The sequence below is a fragment of the Stenotrophomonas sp. GD04054 genome (assembly GCF_029836955.1).
Lineage (GTDB): Bacteria > Pseudomonadota > Gammaproteobacteria > Xanthomonadales > Xanthomonadaceae > Stenotrophomonas > Stenotrophomonas maltophilia_A.
Genome location: NZ_JAOECR010000052.1, coordinates 1 through 22,542, shown reverse-complemented (window position 1 = coordinate 22,542; position 22,542 = coordinate 1). Strand labels below are relative to the sequence as shown.

The 22,542-nt window shown below is 66.1% G+C and carries 21 protein-coding genes and 1 riboswitch; of the genes, 11 read left to right on the top strand and 10 right to left on the bottom strand.

What is annotated here, in order from left to right:
- Positions 1 to 258 precede the first annotated feature (258 nt).
- Positions 259 to 361: riboswitch (glycine riboswitch) on the top strand.
- Between the two features lie 62 nt (positions 362 to 423).
- The 3 genes from gcvP to N7573_RS18650 all read left to right on the top strand — a co-directional run bounded on the left by gcvP (position 424) and on the right by N7573_RS18650 (position 5,024).
- Positions 424 to 3,291, top strand: a complete 2,868-nt coding sequence (gene gcvP, locus N7573_RS18660) for an aminomethyl-transferring glycine dehydrogenase (protein WP_279912722.1) — start codon at positions 424 to 426, stop codon at positions 3,289 to 3,291.
- 142 nt (positions 3,292 to 3,433) lie between these two features.
- A complete protein-coding gene (locus N7573_RS18655; RefSeq protein ID WP_279912721.1) occupies positions 3,434 to 4,348 on the top strand; it encodes a PD-(D/E)XK nuclease family protein in 915 nt (304 codons plus the stop codon).
- Entirely contained in the window at positions 4,335 to 5,024 is a 690-nt protein-coding gene (locus N7573_RS18650; RefSeq protein ID WP_049421239.1) for a hypothetical protein, read from the top strand. The genes N7573_RS18655 and N7573_RS18650 overlap by 14 nt, the downstream gene beginning before the upstream one ends.
- A 56-nt stretch (positions 5,025 to 5,080) precedes the next feature.
- Here N7573_RS18650 and N7573_RS18645 read toward each other — a convergent pair whose 3' ends face one another.
- The 3 genes from N7573_RS18645 to N7573_RS18635 all read right to left on the bottom strand — a co-directional run bounded on the left by N7573_RS18645 (position 5,081) and on the right by N7573_RS18635 (position 7,767).
- Entirely contained in the window at positions 5,081 to 5,491 is a 411-nt protein-coding gene (locus N7573_RS18645) for a VOC family protein (protein ID WP_005410627.1), read from the bottom strand.
- Positions 5,492 to 5,594: 103 nt separating this feature from the next.
- Complete coding sequence (locus N7573_RS18640) at positions 5,595 to 6,962, bottom strand: amino acid permease (RefSeq protein ID WP_279912720.1); 1,368 nt, start codon at positions 6,960 to 6,962, stop codon at positions 5,595 to 5,597.
- Positions 6,963 to 7,044: 82 nt separating this feature from the next.
- Positions 7,045 to 7,767, bottom strand: a complete 723-nt coding sequence (locus tag N7573_RS18635; RefSeq protein ID WP_279912718.1) for an AraC family transcriptional regulator — start codon at positions 7,765 to 7,767, stop codon at positions 7,045 to 7,047.
- Positions 7,768 to 7,883: 116 nt separating this feature from the next.
- Here N7573_RS18635 and N7573_RS18630 point away from each other — a divergent pair, with 116 nt between their 5' ends.
- Complete coding sequence (locus tag N7573_RS18630) at positions 7,884 to 9,974, top strand: catalase (RefSeq protein WP_279912717.1); 2,091 nt, start codon at positions 7,884 to 7,886, stop codon at positions 9,972 to 9,974.
- Between the two features lie 22 nt (positions 9,975 to 9,996).
- Positions 9,997 to 10,488 (top strand): hypothetical protein, encoded by a 492-nt coding sequence (locus N7573_RS18625; protein ID WP_279912716.1) that lies wholly within the window; start codon positions 9,997 to 9,999, stop codon positions 10,486 to 10,488.
- A 9-nt stretch (positions 10,489 to 10,497) separates the two neighbouring features.
- On the opposite strand, the gene N7573_RS18620 is transcribed toward N7573_RS18625, so the two are convergent.
- Positions 10,498 to 11,238 carry an alpha/beta hydrolase gene (locus N7573_RS18620; protein ID WP_279912715.1) on the bottom strand — a complete coding sequence of 247 codons (741 nt, stop codon included), beginning with the start codon at positions 11,236 to 11,238 and terminating at the stop codon, positions 10,498 to 10,500.
- A 140-nt stretch (positions 11,239 to 11,378) separates the two neighbouring features.
- Between N7573_RS18620 and N7573_RS18615 the strand changes: the two genes are divergently transcribed.
- Positions 11,379 to 11,918 carry a hypothetical protein gene (locus tag N7573_RS18615; RefSeq protein ID WP_279912714.1) on the top strand — a complete coding sequence of 180 codons (540 nt, stop codon included), beginning with the start codon at positions 11,379 to 11,381 and terminating at the stop codon, positions 11,916 to 11,918.
- Positions 11,919 to 11,932: 14 nt separating this feature from the next.
- Positions 11,933 to 12,223, top strand: a complete 291-nt coding sequence (locus N7573_RS18610) for a hypothetical protein (RefSeq protein WP_005410634.1) — start codon at positions 11,933 to 11,935, stop codon at positions 12,221 to 12,223.
- Between the two features lie 89 nt (positions 12,224 to 12,312).
- On the opposite strand, the gene N7573_RS18605 is transcribed toward N7573_RS18610, so the two are convergent.
- Positions 12,313 to 14,439 carry a methyl-accepting chemotaxis protein gene (locus tag N7573_RS18605; protein WP_279912713.1) on the bottom strand — a complete coding sequence of 709 codons (2,127 nt, stop codon included), beginning with the start codon at positions 14,437 to 14,439 and terminating at the stop codon, positions 12,313 to 12,315.
- Positions 14,440 to 14,670: 231 nt separating this feature from the next.
- Here N7573_RS18605 and N7573_RS18600 point away from each other — a divergent pair, with 231 nt between their 5' ends.
- A complete protein-coding gene (locus N7573_RS18600; protein ID WP_005410636.1) occupies positions 14,671 to 15,633 on the top strand; it encodes a L,D-transpeptidase family protein in 963 nt (320 codons plus the stop codon).
- Between the two features lie 4 nt (positions 15,634 to 15,637).
- Positions 15,638 to 16,306 carry a M23 family metallopeptidase gene (locus N7573_RS18595; RefSeq protein ID WP_279912712.1) on the top strand — a complete coding sequence of 223 codons (669 nt, stop codon included), beginning with the start codon at positions 15,638 to 15,640 and terminating at the stop codon, positions 16,304 to 16,306.
- Here N7573_RS18595 and N7573_RS18590 read toward each other — a convergent pair.
- The 5 genes from N7573_RS18590 to hflK all read right to left on the bottom strand — a co-directional run bounded on the left by N7573_RS18590 (position 16,242) and on the right by hflK (position 20,891).
- The gene (locus tag N7573_RS18590; RefSeq protein WP_279912711.1) at positions 16,242 to 16,910 is read right to left on the bottom strand and encodes a hypothetical protein; all 669 of its coding nucleotides are present in this window, start codon (positions 16,908 to 16,910) and stop codon (positions 16,242 to 16,244) included. The genes N7573_RS18595 and N7573_RS18590 overlap by 65 nt on opposite strands.
- Before the next feature lie 117 nt (positions 16,911 to 17,027).
- Positions 17,028 to 18,320 carry an adenylosuccinate synthase gene (locus tag N7573_RS18585; protein WP_006463282.1) on the bottom strand — a complete coding sequence of 431 codons (1,293 nt, stop codon included), beginning with the start codon at positions 18,318 to 18,320 and terminating at the stop codon, positions 17,028 to 17,030.
- A gap of 324 nt (positions 18,321 to 18,644) precedes the next feature.
- Entirely contained in the window at positions 18,645 to 18,830 is a 186-nt protein-coding gene (locus N7573_RS18580) for a DUF2065 family protein (RefSeq protein ID WP_005410640.1), read from the bottom strand.
- A 67-nt stretch (positions 18,831 to 18,897) separates the two neighbouring features.
- Positions 18,898 to 19,761, bottom strand: coding sequence for a protease modulator HflC (locus N7573_RS18575; protein WP_010482785.1), 864 nt, complete (start codon positions 19,759 to 19,761; stop codon positions 18,898 to 18,900).
- Positions 19,758 to 20,891 carry an FtsH protease activity modulator HflK gene (gene hflK / locus N7573_RS18570; protein ID WP_049401370.1) on the bottom strand — a complete coding sequence of 378 codons (1,134 nt, stop codon included), beginning with the start codon at positions 20,889 to 20,891 and terminating at the stop codon, positions 19,758 to 19,760. The genes N7573_RS18575 and hflK overlap by 4 nt, the downstream gene beginning before the upstream one ends.
- 153 nt (positions 20,892 to 21,044) lie before the next feature.
- Between hflK and N7573_RS18565 the strand changes: the two genes are divergently transcribed.
- Together N7573_RS18565 and pilH are read left to right on the top strand one after the other, a co-directional pair.
- Positions 21,045 to 22,040, top strand: coding sequence for a YhdH/YhfP family quinone oxidoreductase (locus tag N7573_RS18565; protein ID WP_279912709.1), 996 nt, complete (start codon positions 21,045 to 21,047; stop codon positions 22,038 to 22,040).
- 88 nt (positions 22,041 to 22,128) lie between these two features.
- On the top strand, positions 22,129 to 22,500 hold the full coding sequence (pilH, locus tag N7573_RS18560; RefSeq protein ID WP_005410644.1) for a twitching motility response regulator PilH: 372 nt from the start codon (positions 22,129 to 22,131) through the stop codon (positions 22,498 to 22,500).
- The last annotated feature ends 42 nt before the right edge of the window (positions 22,501 to 22,542 follow it).

Below are 22,542 nucleotides of genomic sequence, written 5' to 3'. Positions count from 1 at the left end.
GGCGCCGGTCCCCTTCTGCAGGGACGGCGCCAGATGAATTCGGGTATCCACCCATCATAGGTGGGGATTGCGCCCGATGCCATGCAGCGGTGCACAAAACGCACGGCCGGGCCATCGGCCATTCAGGCGCGGCGGCCATGCCTGGAGGCGGCCGGCGGGCCCGCAACGGGCTATAATCAGCGGGCAACACGGTGGGAGAAGCGGAACACCGCTGCCGAAGGCGCAACGCCCGTAATCGCTCAGGCCCGATACCACCCGTAACAGAACTCTGGAGAGACCGGTTCGATCCGGCGCCGAAGGGGCACGAAGCTGCGGTCCGCCGCGCTTTTAAACTCTCAGGCAAAAGGACAGAGGGGCGCCCCGCAGACCGCCGACCGGCGGCTTGTGCCCGTGCGTGTGCCCTTTCCTGACGGATCCTTCGCCATGTCCCAGAACACCCCTTCCCTGCGTGAGCTCGAGCACCACAATGCGTTCGTCGAGCGCCACATCGGCCCCAACGACGCCGAGATCGCGCAGATGCTCGACGTCGTCGGCCACGCGTCGCTGGATGGCATGACCGATGCCATCGTACCGGCCAAGATCAAGTCGCCGGCGCCGCTGGCGCTGCCGGAGTCGATGACCGAAGTGCAGGCACTGGCGAAGATCCGTGCGATCGCCGACAAGAACACCGTGCTGCGCAGCTTCATCGGCCAGGGCTACTACGGTACCCACACGCCGAACGTGATCCTGCGCAACATCCTGGAAAACCCGGCCTGGTACACCGCCTACACCCCGTACCAGGCGGAAATCTCGCAGGGCCGCATGGAAGCGCTGATCAACTTCCAGACCCTGTGCGCCGACCTCACCGGCATGGAAATCGCCAACGCCTCGCTGCTGGACGAAGCCACTGCCGCCGCCGAAGCGATGACCCTGGCCAAGCGTTCGGCCAAGTCGAAGTCGGACACCTTCTTCGTGCACGACGCCGTGCACCCGCAGACTCTGGAACTGCTGCGCACCCGCGCCGAGCCCATGGGCATCGTGCTGCGCGTCGGCACTCCGGCCGAAGCGCTGGAAGCGGAAGCCTTCGGCCTGCTGCTGCAGTACCCGGACACCTTCGGCCAGGTCGGCGACTACAAGGCGCTGGTCGATGCCGTGCACGCACGCGGCGGCCTGGTGGCCGTGGCCACCGACCTGCTGGCCCTGACCCTGCTGGCCGCCCCGGGCGAATGGGGCGCGGACATCGTGGTCGGCAACAGCCAGCGTTTCGGCGTGCCGTTCGGCTTCGGTGGCCCGCACGCCGCCTTCATGGCGTGCCGTGACGCCTACAAGCGCTCGATGCCGGGCCGCCTGATCGGCGTCTCGATCGACGCGCAGGGCAACCCGGCCTACCGCCTGACCCTGCAGACCCGCGAGCAGCACATCCGCCGCGAGAAGGCCACCTCCAACATCTGTACCGCGCAGGTGCTGCTGGCGGTGATGGCCTCGATGTACGCCGTCTACCACGGCCCGGAAGGCCTGACCCGCATTGCCCGCCGCACCCATCGCCTGGCCTCGATCCTGGCCGCAGCGCTGCGCAATGCAGGCGTGCAGGTCGGTGGCGACTTCTTCGACACCCTGCATGTCACCGGCGTGCACGCCGATGAGATCCACGCCAAGGCCCGCGCCGCCGGCTACAACCTGCGCGCGATCGACAGCGACTCGGTCGGCATCAGCCTGGACGAAACCACCACCCGCGCCGACATCGTGGCCGTGGCTGCCGTGTTCGGTGCCACGCTGGACGTCGACGCGCTGGATGCCAGCACCGCCGACGCGTTGCCGGCCGGCCTGCTGCGCCAGTCCGCTTTCCTGACCCACCCGGTGTTCAACACCCACCACAGCGAGCACGAGCTGCTGCGCTACCTGCGTTCGCTGGCCGACAAGGACCTGGCAATGGACCGCACGATGATCCCGCTGGGCTCGTGCACCATGAAGCTCAACGCCACCGCCGAGATGATCCCGGTGACCTGGCCGGAGTTCTCGCAGATCCACCCGCTGGTGCCGGCCGACCAGGCGCTGGGCTACAAGGAACTGATCGACACGCTGGAAGCGATGCTGGTGGAATGCACCGGCTACGACGCGGTCAGCCTGCAGCCGAACTCCGGCGCGCAGGGCGAGTACGCCGGCCTGCTGGCGATCCGCGCCTACCACCGCTCGCGCGGTGAGGAACATCGCGATATCTGCCTGATTCCGGACTCGGCGCACGGCACCAACCCGGCCTCGGCACAGATGTGCGGCATGAAGGTGGTGGTGACCAAGACCGATGCCAACGGCAACGTCGACGTCGAGGACATCCGCCTCAACGCCGAGAAGTACAGCGACCGCCTGGCCGCGATCATGATGACCTACCCGTCCACGCACGGCGTGTTCGAGGAAGAGGTGGTGGAGATCTGCGAGATCATCCACAAGCACGGCGGCCAGGTGTACACCGACGGTGCCAACATGAACGCCCTGGTCGGCGTGGCCAAGCCGGGCAAGTGGGGTTCGGATGTTTCGCACCTGAACCTGCACAAGACCTTCTGCATCCCGCACGGTGGTGGCGGCCCGGGCGTCGGCCCGTGCGCGGTCAAGGAGCACCTGGCCCCGTTCCTGCCGGGCAAGCTGGGTGACAACGGCCCGGTCGGCATGGTCAGCGCTGCCAGCTTCGGCAGCGCCTCGATTCTGCCGATCAGCTGGATGTACATCGCGATGATGGGCCGCGACGGCCTGCGCAAGGCCACCCAGGTCGCGCAGCTCAACGCCAACTACATCGCCAAGCGCCTGGCCCCGCACTTCAAGACCCTCTACACCGGCCGCAACGGCCTGGTGGCACACGAGTGCATCCTGGACGTGCGCCCGCTGGAGAAGACCAGCGGCATCGGCGCCGAGGACGTGGCCAAGCGCCTGATCGACTTCGGCTTCCACGCCCCGACCCTGAGCTTCCCGGTGGCCGGCACGCTGATGGTCGAGCCGACCGAGAGCGAGTCGCTGCACGAGCTGGATCGCTTCATCGACGCGATGATCCAGATCCGCGAGGAGATCACCGCGATCGAAGACGGCCGCCTGGACCGCGAGGACAACCCGCTGAAGAACGCGCCGCACACCGCCACCGCGGTGACCGCGAGCGAGTGGACCCACGCCTACCCGCGCGAACTGGCCGCCTTCCCGCTGGCCAGCCTGAAGCAGAGCAAGTACTGGCCGCCGGTGGCGCGCGTCGACAACGTGTACGGCGACAAGAACGTGATGTGCGCCTGCATCCCGGTCGATGCCTACAAGGATGATGAAGTCGAGGCTTGATTCCTCGCGGCATCGGTAAAGAGAACGGCCCGCGCAAGCGGGCCGTTTTTGTTGATCCGATCACTCAAGAATTGTTCGATTCGGCCGATCAGTGGATTCCAATACTGGACGTCTTGTTTCTGCGGATAAGGACCCGCAAAGAATGATTCCTATCGTTGACGAAGTATTGGCAACCTGGGCCACGATCCGCAGTCGCTCCGCCGACGCGCCCACACCCGAGATGCTTCCCACACCTCCACTGCACTCCACTGACAGGATCCGACTGTGGGTAAAACAGGTCGATGCGGCCATCCAGCACGTGCAGACCGGCGCTTCTGCCGCCCTGCATGAACAACTGGAAGATCATCGTCGACGGCATGCCGGACACTCATCTCCCTTGCTGCATTCAGTTTCCGCCTTCTCAGCACTCGGATTCGTTCGCTACGAGCGCGCACATTCCGAAGCAATCGCGTGGTGCGTGGATCCCCGGCAGCCCCACGGTTTCGGCACGACACTGCTGAAGAGCCTTCTGGCCTGCATCGAGTGCGACGAAGCACGTACCATGGCTTCGCTCGTGAATGGAACCCCTCCAGATGCAATCCGAGTCCACGCAGAGTACCCGCTGCAGGGCCAGGGGCGTATCGACATCGTAATCATAGGCAACTCCGACGCGAATCCATGGGTGATTGCGATCGAGATCAAAGTCGATTCGGGCGAGGGCGACAAGCAGCTACTTCGCTATACACGAGGGCTGAGCAAGAGCTTTCCCAAGCATGCCCCGCTGCGCGTCTTCGCCACACCCAATGGTCACGCCGGAACGTCGGCCGGCCGTCGAAAGGCCGGCGAAGATTGGCATGCGCTCTCGCTGAAGAAGGTCACTGCTGCCTTCTCAGCCGAACTGTCCAAGGCCCCGCGGCTGCCAGGCAGCGCATTCTTGTCGGCATTGACCACCGGGCTGATCGAGGATCATTGGCGAATCAGCGCCGGCGATGGGCAAGCTACCCTGACCGAAGGAAACAGCAAACAGCGACTTCTTGCCTTTCTAGAAATGGAGCGACACCTGCATGAACGCACCTGATTCCTCCCCCGCCCTGGGCCTGTGGGTCCGCCGAGCCGAAGTCGTGGACGAACTGTGGGACGCATACGACCCTGAAGCAGAGACACCCGGCGTCGATACGGATGGACTGACTCCAGAGCTGCGGGATCTGGTGGTTTCCCATGGCGATGCCGTGGTGGGGATTCTCGACGCGGCAGCCGAAGATGCCAACATGATCGTCGAGCAGGTCAAAGTGATCCTGCATGAATGGCTGCAGAAGTCGGCAAAGGACTTCGTGATACACCGAAGCAGGACATCCCACACGCACTGGAAGTACAACGTCCTGCTCGCATCGAGCACTCGGCCAGACGAACCGATTCTCCGCGTTTCGTTCCTCCTTGGCGATGTTGGCAACTCCCGCGACTTCCAGTACCGGCTCAGCCTGCAGAGCATCCGAAACTGCAAACTGACACCGGGGGAAGACCTCGCCAAACTGTTCGTCGATGCACGTTCGGCTTCCGCATTCATTGAAGAACGCGTAAGAAAGAATGTTGTGGTCCTGCACGATGGCGCGCTAAACCAGTTCATCGCAGAAGACGGCTCCTTGAGCGTCGCTGCCATGCTTCAGGATGTCTCCCAGAAGCTGCAGCGGCAGAGCCCCTCGAACTTCAGCAAGGCCCAGAAGCTTCTTCAGCACCATCGCACGATTAGCGCCTGACAGCGGGCGTGGACCGCGCCCAATGGCCCGCGCAAGCGGGCCGTTCTCATTGTGCATCACGGGTCCGGCATCTGCCCCAGGCTCAACTGCCACGACACGCCGAAGCGATCCTGCACCCAGCCGTAGCGGTTGCTGAAGTCATAGTCGCCCACCGGCATCAGCCAGTGGCCGCCCTCGCCCAGCACGCGCGCGGCGCGCTCGAACTGCTCGGCGCCGGAGCACTCGACGAACAGCGAGATCGACGGGCTGAAGGTGAAATCGTGCACGTCCAGGCTGTCAAAGCACAGGTAGTGGGTGCCACCGAGCAGGAAGATGGCCTGTCGGACCTGCCCGGGCACGCCGGCACCGGCGCCGTCCGGATGGCGCTGCATTGCCAGCAGGCGGAAATCGGCGAAGGCCTCGGCGTACAGGGCCAGGGCGGCCTCGGCCTGGCCGGTAAACATCAGGAAGGGGCGACTGCGCAGCATGCGGTACTCCCGGTCGACGGGCCGATGACGGCCCACACGATCAGGATGGCACGGCAGATGTGCAGCCCCAGTGGTAGTGCCGGCCGCTGGCCGGCAGCTTCAGTCACGCCTCGCGCATGCGCCGCGCGATGGCGCTGCCGGCGGCGATCGTGGCGGTCAGCGCCACCATCGACAGGAACTGCAGGCGGGTGTGCGCTTCGCTCAGCAGCAGGCCGAAGATCAGTGCCAGGATCGCCAGCGCGCAGCAGGTCAGCCACGGGAAGCCCGCCATGCGGAACGGCAGCCGGGTACCCAGGTGATCCGCGCGGCGGCGCAACACCAGTTGCGAGACCAGCGACAGCGTCCACACCAGCAGGCAGGTGGAACCGACGATGTTCAGCAGCACCGGCAGCACCCGGTCCGGGAACAGCAGTTCCATCACCGTGGCGGCGAAACCGAACAGCACGCTGGCCAGCACGGCAATCACCGGCACCTGGCGCGGATCGGTCCAGCCCAGCACCGCCGGCGCTTCGCGGCGCTGCGCCAGTGAATACATCATGCGCGAGGCGCCGTAGAGGTTGGCATTGAGTGCCGACAGCAGCGCGATCACCGCGATCAGGGTGATGGCGGTGCCGGCGCCAGGAATACGGGCAATGTCCAGCACGGCGGCGAACGGCGACTTCAACGCTTCGCTGGTCCACGGCACGACGGCGATGATCACGCTCAGCGAGCCGATGTAGAACACCAGGATGCGCCACGCCACGGTGCGGATGGCACGGGCGATGCTGCGCTCCGGATCTTCAGTCTCCGCCGCCGCAACGGCGACGATCTCGGTGCCACCGAAGGCAAAAACGACAACCAGCAGTGCAGCGCCAATACCGGCCAGGCCCTTCGGCGCGAAGCCACCATGCTCGGTGAAGTTGCTCAGGCCCGGCGAGGTCACCTGCGGCAGCCAGCCCATCAGCAGCGCCACGCCGATGGCGATGAAGGCCAGGATCGCCGCCACTTTGAGGATGGCGAACCAGAATTCGAACTCGCCGAAGTTCTTCACCCCGAGCAGGTTGATCGCGGTGAAGAACAGCATGAAGGCCAGCGCTGCCATCGGTACAGGTACTGCTGGCCAGACCGTGGCCAGCAGCCCGGCCGCTCCCACCGCCTCGGCGGCGATCACGATCACCAGCTGCACCCACCACAACCAGCCGACGGTGGCACCGGCGGTGGCGCCCATGGCATCGGCGGCATAGACCGAGAACGCGCCGCTGGTCGGTTTGGCCGCCGCCATTTCGCCCAGAGCGTTCATCACGATGATCACCAGCGCGCCGGCGACCAGATACGACACCAGGACCGCCGGACCGGCCGCCTGCACACCCACGCCCGAGCCGAGGAACAGCCCGGCACCGATGGCGCTGCCCAGACCCATCATGATCAGCTGGCGGGGTTTGAGCGAATGTCCGAGGCGGGACGGCGAAGCGGTCGGAATCGAGTTGGGCATCGGCGGGGCTGGCGGCGGGCTACAGGGGCGACACCTTACCCTGTCCCGTGCCCACGGGGATAGGCACAGCGCAGCAGGCGGCTCAGGCCAGCGCCGGCCCGCCGACGTTGCCACCAATACGGGCCCGGTAGGCGCGCGGCGAGAAACCGGTTTCAGCCTTGAACTTGCGGGTAAAGGCACTCTGGTCGCTGAAACCGCAGGCCTGGCCGATGCAGGCGATGCTGTCGTCGCCGTGCAGCAGGTGCATGGCCATCTGGATCCGCAGCCGGGTCAGCACCTGCTGCGGGGTCATCTGGAACACCTTGCGGAAGCTGCGCTCCAGCTTCGACAGCGAGAAGCCGGTGATGTCCAGCAGGGTCTGCATGCGCACGTTCTCGGCGTAGTGCGCATTGAGGTGGGCCAGGGCCAGCCGCAGCTGCTCGTATTGGGTGCCCAGGCTGTCCTTCTGGCCGAGGTCGCGGGATATGCCGATCAGGCCCTCGATGGCCCCATCGACCACCAGCGGGCGCTTGCAGGTCAGGCACCAGCCCGGTTCGCGGTTGGCGAACAGGTGCAGCTCCATCAGGTTCTCGATCACCTCACCGGACAGCACGCGGGCGTCCTGGTCGACGTAGTCCGCACTGAGGCCGGTCGGGTAGATCTCGGCCGCGGTACGCCCGATCACGTCCTTGCGCGCGCGCAGACCCAGCCGCCGCAGCATGGTCTGGTTGACGTGGGTGTAACGCCCCTGAAGGTCCTTGATGAAGAACAGCACATCCGGGATGGCGTCGAACAGGGCTTCGATGTCGGCGGGCTCGACTCGCATGGGGCAAGCATACCCGAGCCTGCTTTTGCCTGTACGTTCACCTTTGCCGGACCTCGGTTTAACGGGCTCGGTTCCAGTGTCGTGGTTCTCTTTCAGATCCTCCGGAGCCAACGTCAATGGCCGCCAGCAAGCCGACCGGCAAGCGCGCAACCACCCACGCTGAAAACCAACACCGGGGCAACGGTGATGAACTGCACCAGCAGGCCGGGGGCAGCCATCCGGTGATGACCACCGATCAGGGCATCCCGGTGACGGACAACCAGAACTCCCTGCGGCAGGGAGCTCGGGGGCCCACGCTGCTGGAGGACTTCATCCTGCGCGAGAAGATCACCCACTTCGATCACGAACGCATTCCCGAGCGCATCGTGCACGCACGTGGCAGCGCAGCACATGGCTACTTCGAGCTGACCCGATCGCTGAAGGCGCATACCCGAGCGCGCGTCCTGACCGAGGTCGGCGTGAAGACACCCGTGTTCACCCGCTTCTCGACGGTAGCCGGTGGCGCAGGCTCGGTGGACACCCCGCGCGACGTGCGCGGCTTCGCGGTCAAGTTCTATACCAAGGAGGGCAACTGGGACCTGGTCGGCAACAACATCCCGGTGTTCTTCATCCAGGACGCCATGAAATTCCCGGACCTGGTACACGCGGTGAAGATGGAACCGGACCGTGCCTTCCCGCAGGCGGCCACGGCCCACGACACCTTCTGGGATTTCATCTCGCTCATGCCCGAGTCGATGCACATGATCATGTGGGCAATGAGCGACCGTGCCATTCCGCGTTCGCTGCGCATGATCGAAGGCTTCGGCGTGCACAGCTTCCGCCTGCTGAACGAGGCGGGAGAGTCAACCTTCGTCAAGTTCCACTGGCGGCCGAAGCTTGGCATCCAGTCAACGGTCTGGGACGAAGCACTGAAGCTGCAGTCGGCCGACAACGACTTCCATCGCCGGGACCTGTTCGAGGCCATCCAGCGCGGTGACTTCCCGGAGTGGGAACTGGCAGTGCAGCTGTTCACCGAAGAAGAGGCCGACGCATTCCCGTTCGATCATCTGGACCCGACCAAGATCATTCCCGAATCGCTGGTGCCGTTGCAGGTGATCGGGCGCATGGTGCTGGACCGCTGGCCGGACAACTTCTTCGCCGAGACCGAGCAGGTGGCTTTCTGCCCGGCCAACGTGCCACCGGGCATCGACTTCAGCAACGACCCGCTGCTGCAGGGGCGCCTGTTCTCCTACCTGGACACCCAGCTGCTGCGCCTGGGCGGCCCGAACTTCCACCAGATCCCGGTGAATGCTCCGAAGTGTCCGTTTTCCAATCATCAGCGCGACGGGCACATGCAGATGCAGGTGCCCAAGGGCCGGGTGGCCTACGATCCCAGCTCGCTGCAGGACGACACACCACGCGAGACCCCGAGCGGCTTCCGTAGCCACGCCACTGCGGACGACGGTCGCAAGGGGCGGACTCGCGCGGAGAGCTTCGCCGACCACTACAGCCAGGCGCGCATGTTCTTCCGCAGCCTTGAAAAGCCGGAACAGGCCCATCTGGCATCGGCGCTGGTGTTCGAGTTGTCCAAGGTGGAAACGTTGAAGGTGCGGGTGCGTACCGTCAGCCACCTGCGCAATATCGACGACTCACTGGCACAGCGCGTGGCCGACGGGTTGGCGTTGCCTGCACTGCCCGACCCGGCGCCGACCGCTACTCCAGTGCGGGACATGCCCCCCGCCCCCGAAGTGCGGGTGATTGGTCGCAACAAACCCACCCTGCAAGGGCGCTGCATCGGCATCCTGTTCGATGAGGGTTCTGATGCCCGGATCATTGCCAGCCTGAGCAAGGCAGCCAGGAAAGCAGGTGCGGATGTGAAGCTGGTCGCCCCCAGAGTGGGTGGCGCCACGCTCAGCGATGGCGCGCTGCAGGCGGCGGATGGGCAACTGGCGGGCACCCCGTCGGCCGTGTTCGATGCAGTAGCGGTGGTGCTCAGCCCGGAAGCGGCGAAGGCCTTGTCGAAAGAGAGTGCAGCCATCGAATTCGTCAGCCAGGCGTGGGCGCACCTGAAGGTCATCGCCAGCGATGCGGGCGGCCAGACGCTGCTGAAGGCGGCAAGGGTCGGCAACGACGCCGGCATCGTCGAAGCGGAAGACGCCAAGGCATTCCTGGCGGCGGCCGCCACCCGCCAGTGGGCGCGCGAACCCAAGCTGCGCCTGCTGGCCTGATTACAACAACAGGAGAACTGTCATGCCCCGTGGTGACAAATCCGCATATTCCGATAAACAGAAGCGCCAGGCCGAGCACATCGAGAAAAGCGAGCGCGAGCGCGGTGCCAGCGAAGGCACGGCCGAGCGCATTGCCTGGGCGACCGTGAACAAGCAGGATGGTGGTGGCAAGCGTAGCGGCAGCGCGCGCAAGGGTACGAAGAAGGCGACCAGCAAGACGGCTGCCAAGAAAACGCCTGCCAGAAAGTCGGGCACAAAGAAGGCCACGACCAAGGCGACGGCGGCGAAGAAGGCGCCTGCGAAGAAGACGACAGCCAGGAAGGCGGCGGCAAAGAAGGCACCGGCTCGCAAGACAGCCACAAAGAAAACCGCAAAGAAGACAGCGGCCAAGAAGGCCGGTACAGCCGCCTCGCGCAGTGCTGCAGCGAAGAAGGCGGCGAAGACACGTGCGGCGAAGAAGGCCGTGCGCAAGGTGGCGGCGAAGAAGGCAGCGCGTACCCGCGCGCGCGGCTGAGTCCTTCGATCAGGGCGACAGCGTCCTCATCCACGCGGCAACTTCGGCTGCGGCTGCGTCAGCGCGTGCCTGCAGCAGCAGATGCGGCCCTTCCAGCGAAACATGCCGGGCATCCGGCAAAAGGGCCTGCAGTTCTGCCACGCTGGGCGGCCACAGCAGGCGGTCATGGCACGCGTGCAGGCACAGCGTCGGCACGTCGATTGCCGGCACCAATGCGCGTACGTCGACGCGCAGGGTCGCTGCGGCGCGTCGCCGCAATGTGGCCGCCGGAATCCGGGCCAGCGCATCGCGCAGCATCGACAGGTGCTCGCGGGTGCGCCACCGCCCCAGCAGCAGGCGCGCCAGCAACGCCACGGGAGGCAGAGGCCAGGCCGGCGTCAGCAGGGCTGCGCTGGCTGCCGGCAATGGCACCGGTCGACGCGCAAAGGTCGCGGCAAGCACCAGTCCGCGCAGCCCGGCGGGCTGTCGCGTGGCCAGTTCAACCGCCAACGGGCCCGAGAAGGACTCGGCAAGCAGGATGAAGGGATGGCCGGGCAGCTGCGACCACAGCCGTTGGGCCAGCGTGGCGTGATCCTGCCCTCCCTGCGCAGGCAGCGTAATCGCCTGCGTCGTCAGCCCATGAGCCTGGAGTGCTGACAGAAACGGGATCGACAGCCTGCCGGAGCCATCCAGCCCGGGCAGCATCAGCACGTGCTGCGGCGTGGGTGATGCTGAATCACAGCCCGGCTTTTCCTCGCGCCCGATTCCCATGTCACCTCCTTTGCTGGCAAGCATCGCCCACATCGGCAGGCAGCGGAACCTTCGCTCCGGCTCTCCTGCTGCTTTGCCGGTCAAGGTTGAGCGATACTCCCCGCTCTGCTGCGGGACGCGGCTGCCAAGGAGAGCCTCTGATGCGATGGACCTACGCGCTGGCCATGATGGTCATGATGTTGCCACTGAACAGTTCCGCCAGCGATGGCTGGATAAACGGGGCAGGCAAGGCGATGCCGGAGACCGATGCCATGAAATCCAGCGGTGGCTTTGCGGCATCGCTGCTGGTCACCTCCGATGCCGACTGGCGGGCCAAGTGGGAAACCCCACCAGAGACCACTCCCGGTTTTACCCAGGCCGACGAAGTCCACCCGGGCGGTGAATTGTTCCTGCTGACATTCCTGTCCAACCCGCAACTGGATGAGAACCGCGTACCCAAGGTGCACTGCGATCTGCGCATGCTGCGCCCGGACGGCAGTACCAGCATCGACGAACGCGATATTCCCTGTTTCACCGCTGCCCTGCCCGGCCCGCCAAACCTGTTGTACATGACCAACCTGCACCTGAAGTTCGTGGCCGAGGCCAGTGATCCGAAAGGCACGTGGACTGCGCAGGTGGTGGTCAGGGATCTGCTGCGGAATGTGAGCCTGCCTCTGCAGGCTCACTTCGACGTCCGTTGAACGGAGGCGTGCGGATGAAGATGCGGCGATTACTGAGCTGGACCGGTCTTGCGCTTTGCGTGGTCTACCTGCTGTTGACCGCATGGCTGGTTCACGGCGCGCAGTCGGATGCGGACCCGAAGGGGGCCTATATCCTGATGTCGCTCCCCATCACCCTGCAGTCTGCTGCACTCGATGCCATCGGCGCAGGCAGCCTGCTGTACGGCAAACCCTGGTCGACCGCGTATGCAGTACTGGTTCCGCCAACACTGCTGTTGCTGTACGCAGCCGGCTGGCTGATCGAACGCGCCGCGCGCGGCCGCTAGCCAGCGGCACCGACCGGTTGCGTGCATGCGGTGCCCTGCATGCGGGGCATCGCATGCAGGGCGTCATCCAACATCCAGTCGCAGGTTGCTTACGCCGCCTGCGCAGGCACGATGGGCATGCGCGCGCCCTGCTCCACCTTGAACACCGCCACCGACGTGGTCAGCGCATGCGCCTGTTCTTCAAGCGCGCGGCTCGCCGCAGTGGCTTCTTCCACCAGCGCAGCGTTCTGCTGGGTCACCTGGTCCATCTGCACCACCACCTGGTTGACCTGCTCGATACCGGCCGCCTGCTCCTTGCTGGCCGCTGCGATGTCGCTCATCAGCTGCGTGGTGCGCGAGCTGGCCTGGGCCACGCGGGCGATCGCGGCTTCCGATTCAACGGTCACCGCCAGGCCGCTCTTCACCTTGGCAGCGGCGTCTTCGATCAGCTCCTTGATCTCCTTGGCGGCGACACCGGCACGCTGTGCGAGCGTGCGTACCTCGCTGGCGACCACGGCAAAACCACGGCCCTGCTCACCTGCACGCGCGGCTTCAACCGCAGCATTCAGCGCCAGGATGTTGGTCTGGAACGCGATGCCGTCGATCACGGTGGAGATTTCCGAGATGCGTGCCGAGGACTGATCGATCTCACCCATCACCGACGCCATCTGCGCCATCGCCTGCTCGGTTTCGCGTACGGCGGCACCGGCGGCGTGCGCTTCACTGTCGGCCTGACGAGCGAGCTCGGCATTCTGGCGCACAGTCGAGGTCAGTTCCTCCATCGATGCGGCGGCTTCTTCCAGGTTGGCGGCCTGCTGCTCGGTGCGGCGCGACAGGTCGTTGTTGCCGGCGGCCAGTTCCTGCGCCGCGTTGTTGATGCTGTCGGCGGCCACCTGGATGCCACGCACGATGCCGGTCAGCTGCGCGGTGGTGGTGTTGGCGTCGTCACGCATGCGGGCGAATACACCGTCGTACTCGCCGTCCATGCGTGCAGTCAGGTCGCCGTGCGAGATCGCGCGTAGCACGTCGGAAACGTCGGCGATGCTGGCCTGCGAACTGGCCATCATGCCGTTGAGGTGCTCGACCATCGCCTTGAACTGGAACTGGAACGCAGCGGCATCGCCACGCATGCTGAAATCACCGGCGCGCGCGGCCCGGGCCAGTTCATCGATCTGCGCGTTGATCGCCATCAGGCTCTGCTTCACTGCGGCCAGGGTGCGGGTCAGCGTGCCCTTCTCGCCCGGGTAGTCCGGCAGGTCGCGGCTGAGGTCACCGATGGCGTAACGCTGCATCACTTCGGCCATCAGCAGTTCCACCTGCACGTGCGATTCGACCAGGCTGTTGGTGGCCTGCACCATGCGGCCGAAATCGCCGGGGAAGGCGCTGGCGTCCATGCGGTAGCGGATCGCACCCGCCTCGTGCTGTTCGGCCATCTGCAGCTGTGCGCCGATCGCCGCCTGCACGCTCTGCCGCACGCTGGCCATGGCTTCACCCAGCTGGGTCAGTTCATCGCGGCCGCCAAGGCGGAACTCCTGGTCCAGCTGGCCCTTGGACAGGCGCTCGGCCAGGTTCACCGCGCGGGCCAACGGGCCGGTCAGGCTGCGGCCGATCATCACCGAGGCACCGATGCCCACCAGCAGCGCGACGCCGCCCAGCACCAGCAGCTGCAGCAGGCTGCGCTCGCCCAGGCGGATCGCCTCGGCGGCCGCCTCACGGCTTTCCTTCTCTTCGAAGTCCACGCCATCGGACAGCGCCTTGTTCCAGCCGTTGGCGGCTTCCTGCACCGGGCCCAGGGTCAGCGCCACGGCGCCCGGGTAGTCGCCCTGCTCCATCAGTTCGCTGGTCTGCTTGTTGAGCGGACGCGCGATGGCACGCTTGGCGGCGATGGTTTCGGCAATGGCCTTGCCCTCGGCGTCGCTGGGCAGCGCCTGGTAGGCCGTCCAACTGGCCTCATAGCGCTTGACCAGATCGGCGATGCGCTGCTCATCATGGTCACGGTCATCGCCCTGGCGGATCAGCATCTCGCGGCGAACGACCATCATCTGGTTGTTGGCATCGAGCATCTGCGAGAGCAGGCGCACCTTGGCCACGCTGACATCGACCACCTGCTGCATCGCGCGCTTCTGCACGACACTGGCGGTGGCGCCGGTGGCCACCACGGCCGCAACCAACAGCAGCAACAGGCCAAAGCCCAGCCCAAGACGCCAGGCAACCCTGACATTCCTCAAGTAGTTCATCGGTACATCCAAAACGGGGGATGTGGCGTTATCGGCGGCCCGCCAGGCAATCTTGATCGCCAACCGCCAATGGCGTGGGGCACCATTCACCTTGGTGAGCCCTTGGCCGGCGGCACCCGCGCGGGGACGGTGGCGAAACGACCCGACTGCTCATGCAGACGTCAGATCTCTTTCACGGCGGCTCGGCGCGGCCTGCAGGCAAGGTGGTGGCGTCATCTGCTGGAGTTCCCAATGCCATTACCCGTGTACCGATCCACCCTGCTCGCTCTCTCGCTGCTGGCATCGCCGGCGTTCGCGCAGGCACCGCCGCCTGGACTGCCCGCCCCCATCGCCGAGAAGGCCGGACCGGACACCGCAGCACGTTCCGCCCTGCATGCCCAGGTGCTGCTGGATCGCGCGAATTTCTCGCCCGGCCAGATCGACGGTGAAGTGGGCAGCAACCAGCGGCGCGCGGTGTCGGGTTTCCAGGCGGCGCACGGCCTGACCGTCACCGGTGAACTGGACGACGCGACCTGGCAGGCCCTGCAGGCTGATACGGTCACCCCCCTGGCCAGCTACACGCTGACCAGCGAGGATGTCGCCGGGCCGTTCCAGGCGGTGCCGAAGGGCCCCGCCGCACAGGCCAAACTGAAATCGCTGGGCTTCAACAACGTCGAAGAGTCGCTGGGCGAACGCTTCCACGCATCCCCTGAGCTGTTGAAGCTGCTCAATCCGGGCGTGGATCTGAGCAAGGCGGGCAACCGCATCCAGGTGCCCAATATCGCACCATCGCCGCTACCGAAGGCGGCCAAGGTGGTCGTCGACAAGTCCGATTCCAGCCTGCAGTTGCTGGATGCGCAAGGCAAGGTGATCGCTCAGGTGCCGGTTTCCTCCGGCAGCCAGCATGATCCGCTGCCGATCGGCGAATGGAAGATCCTGGGCGTGTATCGCGACCCGCCGTTCCACTACAACCCCAAGCTGTTCTGGGATGCGCGCAAGGGCGAAAAGAAGGCGACACTGCCGCCGGGCCCGAACAATCCAGTCGGCCGGGTCTGGATCGATCTGTCCAAGCCGCATTACGGCCTGCATGGCACGCCCGAACCCGGCCATGTGGGCAAGACCGAATCGCATGGCTGCGTGCGCATGACCAACTGGGATGCGCTGCGCGTGGCCGATGCCGTGGATACCTCGGTACCCGTGGTGATGCAGGAGTGAGCCGATGCGCCTTTCGCAACTGATCGTGCTTGGCGTTCTGCTGGGGCTGGGTGCAGGCTGGTGGCTACACCGCGATGCGGGTGATCCGGTACCCGCCCCGCTGCCGCAAGCGCAGCCGGCAGTGACTGCGGCGCCGGAATCTGTAGCGCCACCCGCAACCGCCCCTGCCGCCAGGGTCGCGCCGTCAGTCGCGCAGGCTGCGGATGCGCCGTCCGGTCTGCTGCTGCCGGTGCAGGGCATCCTGACCTCCCAGCTGCGCGATACGTTCACCGATGCGCGCAGCGAGGGTCGCGTGCACGATGCCATCGACATCATGGCCGATACCGGTACGCCGGTGCTGGCGGTGGCCGATGGAACGGTTGAAAAACTGTTCGACAGCGAGCGCGGCGGCTTGACGATTTACCAGTTCGAGCCCAGCGGGCGCTGGTGCTACTACTACGCGCATCTGCAGCGCTACGCCGATGGCCTGGCGGAGAAGCAGGTGATCAAGCGCGGAGAGGTGATCGGTTACGTGGGCAGCACCGGTAACGCCAGCGCCGAGGCCCCGCACCTGCACTTTGAAGTGCACATGCTGGGCCCGGAAAGACAGTGGTGGAAGGGAGAGTCGATCAATCCGTATCCGCTGTTGAAACAGGCGGCTTCGACGCCTGACGCTGCCAGTGCCGCAAGGTGATGGTGAATGCCACCAGCGCAGCGCCCGGAATCAGCAGGAACAACGCCGCCACCTTCCAGAAGAAGAACGGCCACAGCCACGCGTAGTCCAGGTCGGTCAGCTTCAGTACGTCCATCGGTGGCAGCAGTTCCACCGAGGCCACGCGCCCCGCCAGCGCGGGCTCGACCTCCAGAACGGTCACCCGCAGCCACGAACGCCCGCGCGGCAGCGCATCCCCCCGGCCATAGCCGAAGTACGAGGCGGCAAATCCACCAGGCTCAACCGATTCCAGCGCGCGGGTAATGCCGGAGCCCGGCACGCCCGAACGCGTTTCGGCGCGGAAGTCAGTTTGATCTGTCGGGGTTTCCGCGCGCAGGCGCACCTCAGGATCGATCGCCGTGGCAGTACCGTCATCCGCGTAACGCAGGCGCAGCCGCAGTTGGTCATCGATGAAGCGGTAGACCGTGACCTCGGCCGTCGCACCCGGGCTCAGCACCAGAGGCAGCACCTGCGTGCGTGAGGCCATGTGGTTGGCGATCGCGCCCAGCACCAGCACCGCGCAGGCAAGCGCCCACAGGCTCCACAGCACCCACAGGGTGATCCGCACCACCGTTACGCCCTTCACGCTGACATCCGGGTCATCACGTCACCTCCCTGCCGGCCGTGCCGACACAGTAACGAAAAAGCCCCGCTTTCGCGGGGCTCTTACTGTCACCTACGCCGGGCAGCGCCCGACGCCACCTCAGGCGAACGGATCCTGCAGGACCATGGTGTGGTCGCGATCCGGGCCAGTGGAGACGATGCTGATCGGGCAGCCGGCCAGCTCTTCCAGCGAACGCAGGTAGGCACGTGCGGCCGGCGGCAGCTCGTCCCAGTTGGTGATGCCATGGGTGTTCTCGCTCCAGCCCGGGAACTCCAGGTACACCGGGGTGCAGTCTTCCCAGCCCTGCGCGTCCAGCGGCGCGTACTCGGTGCGCTTGCCGTTGTATTCGTAGGCGATGCAGACCTTCAGCTTTTCCATGCCATCCAGCACGTCCAGCTTGGTGATGCACAGGCCGCTGATGCCGTTGATGGCCACGGCGCGCTTCAGCGCGACGATGTCCATCCAGCCGCAGCGACGCGGACGGCCGGTCGAGGCACCGTACTCGGCGCCGCGGTCACGGATGCCCTGGCCGACTTCGTCGTCCAGCTCGGTCGGGAACGGGCCGCCGCCAACGCGGGTGGCGTAGGCCTTGGCGATACCCAGCACGTAGTCGATCGAATCGGCGCCGACGCCGGAACCGGCCAGTGCACCACCAACAGTGGTGTTGGAGCTGGTGACGTACGGGTAGGTGCCGTGGTCGATGTCCAGCAGCGCACCCTGCGCGCCTTCGAACAGCACGCGCTTACCCTGCTTGCGCAGGTCGTGCAGGATGCCGGCCACGTCGGACTTCATCGGCTGCACGTATTCGCCGAAGGCCAGCGCTTCGTCGAAGGTCTTCTGGAAATCGACCGCATCGGTGTTCAGATACTTGGTCAGCACGAAGTTGTGGTAATCCAGCGCGGTGCGCAGCAGTTCTTCCAGCTGCTTCGGGTAATGCAGGTCGGCGATGCGGATACCGCGACGCGCCACCTTGTCTTCGTAGGCCGGGCCGATGCCACGGCCGGTGGTGCCGATCGCCTTGCCGCCGGCAGCGCGCTCGCGCGCCTGGTCCAGGGCGATGTGGTACGGCATGATCAGCGGCGCGGCCGGGGAGATCTTCAGGCGCGAACGCACTTCCACGCCGGAGGCTTCCAGCTCGGCGATTTCCTTCTGCAGCGCGGCCGGCGAGATCACCACGCCGTTGCCGATCAGGCACAGCGCATCGTCACGCAGGATGCCCGACGGGATCAGGTGCAGGACGGTCTTCTTACCGTTGATGACCAGGGTGTGGCCGGCGTTGTGGCCGCCCTGGAAGCGCACGACGGCGCCGATTTCCTCAGTGAGCAGATCGACGATCTTGCCCTTGCCTTCATCGCCCCACTGGGCACCCAACACTACGACAGACTGACCCATGACGGGCTCCTCATATGTTGCGGCCATCGGGGCCGCGGACGGTTGAACCGTGGCGGGGCTGGCCAGCACCTGGAGGGCGGCTCCAAACGGGGAGCAGCCGGCGATGGAAGGCCCAGACACGGAAAAAGCCGAACGGGGAGGCCCGTCCGGCTTTTGTGCATTATCCGGGTTTCCGGGGTCGGGTGCCACCTTTCCGACGGACGGCTTCACCGGCCGGTCAGCCGCCCCGCCCGGTCGTGCCGGCCGTTGGCCGGCAATGCCAACCAAGGTTGGCATCTGCCAGAGCCGGACCACGCATGTACCGGCCGGTCAGGCACGACCCTTTCAATGCCGCGCCCACCACAGCAGGCTCAGGCCGGCCAGCAGCACCAGCCCGCCGAAGCTGCGCAGGGCCGGGCTGGGCAGGTCCAGCAGGCGCTCGGCCATGCGCTTCCAGGCGAACGGGGCGACGAACAGGAACAGGCCTTCCAGCACCGCCACCAGGCAGACGGCGGCGAACAGATCTTTCATGGGGGACTCCGGAAAAAGCACAGGGCCCGGCTTCTGGCCGGGCCCCGTGGGGTACTGCCCTGCGACCTCAGCGGTCGTTCTTCAGGTACTGCAGGAACGGGTCGTTCTTGTCGAGCACGATCACGCCGTTGCCGTCGGTCATGGAGCCACGGTAGGCCTCCAGGCTGCGGTAGAACGCATAGAACGACGGGTCGGCCGAGCCGGCCTTGCCGTAGATGCGCGCCGCATCGGCGTCGCCTTCACCGCGCAGGCGCTGTGCATCACGCTCGGCCTCAGCGATCAGCACGGTGCTGTCACGGTCGGCCTGGGCGCGGATGGTCAGCGACTGCTCCTCGCCCTCCGCACGCAGCTTGGCCGCTTCCTGCTTGCGCTGGGCGCGCATGCGCTCGTACACGTCATTGATCACCTGGCTGTCGGTGGGCAGGTCCACCTGCTTGATGCGCAGGTCGATCATCTGCATGCCGAGGCCGGCCACCGCTTCGTTGATCCCCTTCAACTGCTCGGCGATCAGCTCGCTGCGGTCGCCGGAGACCAGCTGCTGCAGGGTGCGCGAGTTGATCTGGTTGCGCAGCGAGTCGGTGATGATCGGTGCCAGGCGGGCATTGGCGATGCGCGGATCGCCACCGGTGGCACGGAAGTAGTCACCCACGTTGGAGATGTAGCCGATGGCGAAGAAGTCGACGCTGACGTCCTTCTGCTCGGCGGTGAAGTAACGCGCCGGGGCGGTGTCGAGCACCTGGAAGCGGCGGTCGAAGACCTTCACCGTTTCCACCACCGGCACCTTGAAGTGCAGGCCCGGCTTGATGTCCGAACGCACCACCTTGCCCAGGTTCAGCACCATGGCGGTCTGGTCCTCGCGGACCACGTACACCGAGCCAAGCAGGCCCAGCACCACCGCCACGATCACGGCGATCCAGATAGGACTCTTCATCGGCTGCCCTCCTCACGGCCGCTCGGTCGCCCGGTCGGGCGGCCCACCGGCCGGCCCGGATCACGGGAAGCTTCCGCCGCTGCACCCGGCAGCGACGGCATCACCACCTCCGGATTGGTCACTCCCGGCGGCGCCGAGGTGGTGGGACGGGTATCGCCGGTCATCGGCACGTAGATCAGCTGGCGGCCATCGCCACCGATCACCTTGCGGTTCTCGCTCAGCACCTGCTGCACGGTCTCCAGCCACAGGCGCTTGCGGGTCACTTCCGGGGCGTCCTTGTACTGGGCCTGCAACAGGCTGAAGCGCTGCGCGTCACCCTCGGCCTTGGAGACCACGGCCTGCTTGTAGCCTTCGGCGGTGGTACGGGCGCGCGAGGCCTGGCCTCGGGCTTCCGGCACGACCTTGGCGGCATAAGCCTGGGCTTCGTTGATCAGGCGTTCCTTGACCTGCTGCGCACCGTTGACCTCGTCGAAGGCCGGCTTCACTTCTTCCGGCGGACGGGCGTCCTGCAGGGTCAGGCCGGTCACGGTCAGGCCGGTCTTGAACGCCTTCAGCAGCGCCTGCAGGCGCTCCTCGGCGGCCACGGCCAGCGGGCCACGGTTGTTCAGTACCGCGTTGAGGTCAGCACGGCCGACTTCCTCGCGCACCGCGCTCTGCGCCGACTGCTCCAGCACCTGGTTGGCATCGACCGTGCCGAACAGGTATTGCTGGGGGTCGTCGATGCGGTACTGGACGTTCAGCGAGACGTTGACGATGTTCTCGTCGCGGGTCAGCACCGGCACCTGGATCGAGAAGGTCTTGATCTCGGTGGCATTGACCTTGGTGACCGATTCGATCGGCCACGGCAGCTTGAAGTTCGGGCCGGGCTGCAGGATGCGCGAGAACTGGCCGAAGCGCAGCACCACGCCACGCTGCTGTTCGCCGATCAGCTGGAAGCTGGAGAACAGCACCAGCAACACCACGGCTGCCACCACCCAACGCATGATGCCACCGTCGAACAGGTCCTTCAGCGGCCCGGGCAGTCCGCCCCAGCCACCACCATTGCCACCGCCGCGCGACCCGAAGGGCCCGCGTCGATTGTCCTCGGGGCCTTGTCCGCCCTTGTTGCCGCCGGGTGTATTCCAGGCCATGCACGCTCCATCAAGATTTGGGCTGCGGCGCGGGCCCTTCCCGCACCACCAGCCGTGAAACCATCACCGATCATACAAGATGGGGCGGATCGGCAGGATCGAAAGGGGGGCAACGGGGTAAGGTGGCGTTTTCCTCGAAGTCAGGCAACGCCGATGGCCCCCACCACCCCGTTCACCGCCTTCCGCATCGAAAACGACGCCGCCGGCTACCGCAGCGGCCTGGCCCAGCTCAATGTCGACGACCTCAACCCCGGCCAGGTACTGATCCGCGCCCACTGGTCTTCAGTCAACTACAAGGATGCCCTGGCCGGCACCGGCAAAGGCAGGATCCTGCGCCGTTTCCCGCTGGTGGGCGGCATCGACGTGGCCGGTACCGTGGTCGCCAGCACCGACCCGGACTGGCGTGAAGGCGATGCGGTGCTGGCCACCGGCTGCGGCCTCAGCGAGACCCGCGATGGCGGCTACAGCCAGTATGTGCGGCTGGAGTCGCGTGCGGTGATCGCCCAGCCGGCCGGGCTGACCCCGCGTGAGGCGATGGTGCTGGGCACCGCCGGCTTCACGGCAGCGCTGGCGCTGCTGCGCATGCAGGACAACCGGCAGACACCGGAGCTCGGCCCACTGGCGGTCACCGGCGCCAGCGGTGGTGTCGGCGCGCTGGCGCTGTCGATCTTCAGCCGCGCCGGCTACACCGTGCACGCAGTCAGCGGCAAACCGGACCAGACCGAGTTCCTGCATGGTATCGGCGCCACTGAAGTACTACCGCGCGAGGCACTGTCCGACACCGGCCCGCTGCAGTCGGCCCACTTCGGCGGGGGCCTCGACAATGCCGGAGGCGACATGCTTGCCAGCCTGCTGGCGCAGACCGTGCCCTACGGCAGCGTGGTCAGTGCCGGCCTGGCAGCCAGCCCGACGCTGGACATGACGGTGATGCCGTTCATCCTGCGCGGCGTGTCACTGCTGGGCGTGTCCTCGGCCAATGCACCGCGCGGGCTGCGCGAAGAAGTGTGGTCGCGGCTGGGCAGTGACTGGAAGCCGCAGCAGCTGGACCGCATCTGCACCGCCGAAGTCGGCCTCGATGGCCTTCCTGCCGTGTTCGAACGGATGCTGGCGGGCGGTTCGCTGGGCCGCACCGTGGTGCGGATCGACTGAACGTCGCAGGCAGGCGACGGACGGCAGATGCGCCCCTCCCGCCAGTAATGGGCCCGCACTACACTGCGGGCATTACATGGGGAACAACATGGCACGCATTCTGATCGTCGACGACTCACCGTCGCAGCTGTTGGGGATACAGCGCATCGTCGAGAAGCTCGGGCACCAGATCCTGACCGCCACCGATGGCGCCGCCGGGGTCGAAACCGCCAAGGCCGAGCTGCCCGACCTGGTCCTGATGGACGTGGTGATGCCCAACCTCAATGGCTTCCAGGCCACCCGCACCCTCGCCCGCGACGAGGCGACCCGGCATATCCCGGTGATCCTGGTGACCACCAAGGACCAGGACACCGACCGCATGTGGGGCATGCGCCAGGGCGCCAAGGCCTACATCACCAAGCCGTTCTCGGAAGACGAGCTGTCCGAGGTGCTGGAACGGGTGTTCGCCGGGCAGGGCTGAGCCCGTCCTGGCGGTGCCAACCCTGCTTGGCCCACCGCTCTG